This is a genomic window from Mesorhizobium sp. M1E.F.Ca.ET.063.01.1.1 (assembly GCF_003998155.1).
In the GTDB taxonomy this organism is placed as follows: Bacteria; Pseudomonadota; Alphaproteobacteria; order Rhizobiales; family Rhizobiaceae; genus Mesorhizobium.
In genome coordinates this window covers 1-2,584 of sequence record NZ_RZSC01000801.1, presented here as the reverse complement: position 1 = coordinate 2,584, position 2,584 = coordinate 1, and the positions used below count along the sequence as shown (strand labels likewise).

Annotated in this window: 3 protein-coding genes; 1 reads left to right on the top strand and 2 read right to left on the bottom strand. The window is 66.0% G+C overall.

What is annotated here, in order from left to right:
• A partial coding sequence (locus tag EOA29_RS32530) for a molybdopterin-binding protein (RefSeq protein ID WP_245468640.1) occupies positions 1 to 482 on the top strand: 482 nt, incomplete at its 5' end.
• Positions 483 to 491: 9 nt separating this feature from the next.
• Here EOA29_RS32530 and EOA29_RS32525 read toward each other — a convergent pair.
• Positions 492 to 1,322: an alpha/beta hydrolase gene (locus tag EOA29_RS32525; protein WP_126093898.1), complete on the bottom strand. Its 831-nt coding sequence runs from the start codon at positions 1,320 to 1,322 to the stop codon at positions 492 to 494.
• Positions 1,323 to 1,462: 140 nt separating this feature from the next.
• Positions 1,463 to 2,584, bottom strand: a 1,122-nt coding sequence (gene kynU / locus EOA29_RS32520; protein ID WP_127222150.1) for a kynureninase, incomplete at its 5' end; no start/stop codon positions are given.

Below are 2,584 nucleotides of genomic sequence, written 5' to 3'. Positions count from 1 at the left end.
CCGACGTCCTCGTCACCCTTGGCGGCGCCTCGGTCGGCGACCATGACCTGATCCACGACGTGCTGACCGGCGAAGGCATGAAGCTCGATTTCTGGAAGATCGCCATGCGTCCCGGCAAACCGTTGATGTTTGGCCGGCTGGGCAATATCCGCTGCATCGGCCTGCCCGGCAATCCGGTGGCAAGCCTGGTTTGCTCGCAGCTTTTCCTGAAGCCGCTTCTTGCGCGGCTCGGCGGCCGCCTCTATCGCCCGGATATTCGAACGGCGCGGCTGGGTGCCGCCATGAACGCCAACGATCTCCGGCAGGACTATGTGCGCGCAACGGTGCGCGAGGATGCCGCAACGCTGGTCGCGACGCCGTTCGGCATCCAGGATTCCTCGATGCTGAGGATGCTTGCCGACGCCAATGGCCTGATCGTGCGCGAACCCTTTGCCCCGGCAGCCGAAGCCGGCGCCGAATGCAGCGTGCTGATGCTGCGCTGAGCCGACCTCTTATTCCGCAGTCAGCGTGCGGGTCAGCGGATGATCCGGATCGGCGAGCCCGTCGACGACGTTGAAATGATGGCGATCCGGCTCGACCACCGAGTTTGTGGCGGCGCCGAGCCCGGTCCAGATGTTGGCAAGCAAGGCGCTCTGGCGCAGGAACTCGGAGCGCTCGCCGCCGCCGGCCCAGCAGGTGATACGGGTTCCGTTCATGGGCCGCAACAGCGCCGGGCTCTCGGCCGACGCTTCCTGCTCGTCGATCGCCAGCGTCGCGTTCATCTCTGTGAACATGATCGGCCGCAGGTCGTGCACGCCCGAAATCGAAACGATGTGGCGTACGCGTCGCGCCACTTCGGACCCCAGCGGAGTGGCCGTGGTCATCATCCGGCTGGCGAGATGTCCGCCGGCCGAATGTCCCGTCAGCATCAGCGGGCCATCGACCATTGCCGCCGCCGTGCCGATCGCGGCCGCGACTTCTTCCACGATGCCGCTGATCCGCGCTTCGGGGCAAAGCGTGTAGGAGGGCATGGCAACCGCAAAGGATCTGCTGATCGCGCCGTTGGCCAGGTGCGACCAGCAACTCTTGTCCGACTCCATCCAGTAGCCGCCATGAATGAACACCACGAGCCCTTTCGGCGTTGCGCGCGGAAGAAAGAGATCGAACCGGTTGCGCGGCGCTTCGCCATACACGATGTCGAGCCGTGCACGGCCCTCGGCCAGAAGCCTTTCGCGAAACGCGCGCGCCGGCGCCTGCCAGGCCGCCGGCCAGCGGTCGCCGCCAGCGATGTTCGCCCCGTTGGCATAGGCATCGTCCCAATCCGTGATGCGATGATCGAGCACCGGCCCCTCCCAAACGCGTGGCTTTCGCCAGCAATGGCCGGCGCCGGATGCCGCGTCAATGCTTCCGACCGGAGACATTTTATGCCCGAAACAAGTTCCGGCTGGTGCGATCCGGCAAAACCGGCGCGAGTTGCCTCGTATCAGGTCACAGCGGTCTTGACGGCGAAGCGCGCGTCCCGCCAGGCACCGGTGCGCAGGATGTCTTCCAGCACCTGGACGGCATCCCAGACGTCGCGGTAGCCGACATAGAGCGGCGTGAAGCCGAAGCGGATGGTCGCCGGCGCGCGGAAATCGCCGATCACGCCGCGCTCGATCAATGCGCGCATAACCTGGTAGCCATGGGGATGAGCGAACGACACCTGGCTGCCGCGCTCGGCGCCGTCGCGCGGGCTTTCCAGTTCGAGGCCGAGGGCGCCGCACCTGGCTTCGACGAGGCGGATGAACAGATCCGTCAAGGCGATGCTCTTGCCGCGCACGGCATTCATGTCGACCTTGTCCCAAAGGTCGAGCGCTCCCTTCAGCGCCCGCATCGACAGCACGGGCTGTGTGCCGCACAGGAACCGCCGGATGCCGGTACCGGCGGCATAACCCTGTTCGAACGCGAAAGGCCGGGCGTGCCCCCACCAGCCGCTGAGCGGCTGGCGAATGTCGTCGTGATGGCGTTTGGCGCCATAGATGAAGGCCGGCGAGCCGGGCCCGCCATTGAGGTACTTGTAAGTGCAGCCAATTGCGAAATCGGCGTTCGAACCATCGAGATCCACCGGCAGGGCGCCTGCCGTGTGGCAGAGATCCCAGACGATCAGCGCGCCGGCCCGATGGGCCCTGCGTGTCAGGGCAGCCATGTCGCGCAACCGGCCGGACTTGTAGTTGACGTGATTGACCAGGATGACCGCGACACGCTCATCGATCAGGTCCTCGATCGTCGAGGCATCGACGCCCTCGAGCCGCAACACCGTGCCGGGCCGCGTGGAGGCCACCCCTTCCGCCATATAGAGGTCGGTCGGAAAGCTGTCGCCCTCGGCAACGATCACCGACCGGTCGGGCCGCATCGCGAGCGCCGCATGCAGGACCTTGTAGATGTTGATCGAAGTCGTGTCGCAGACGACGGTCTGGCCGGGCCCGGCGCCGATCAGGCGCCCAAGCCGGTCACCCAATTCGACAGGCATGTCGAACCAGCCGGCAGTGTTCCAGGCGCGGATGAGATCGTGCGCCCATTCGCCCGTCGCCGCCTTCTCGATCTCGTCGAAGACATCGGACGAAGC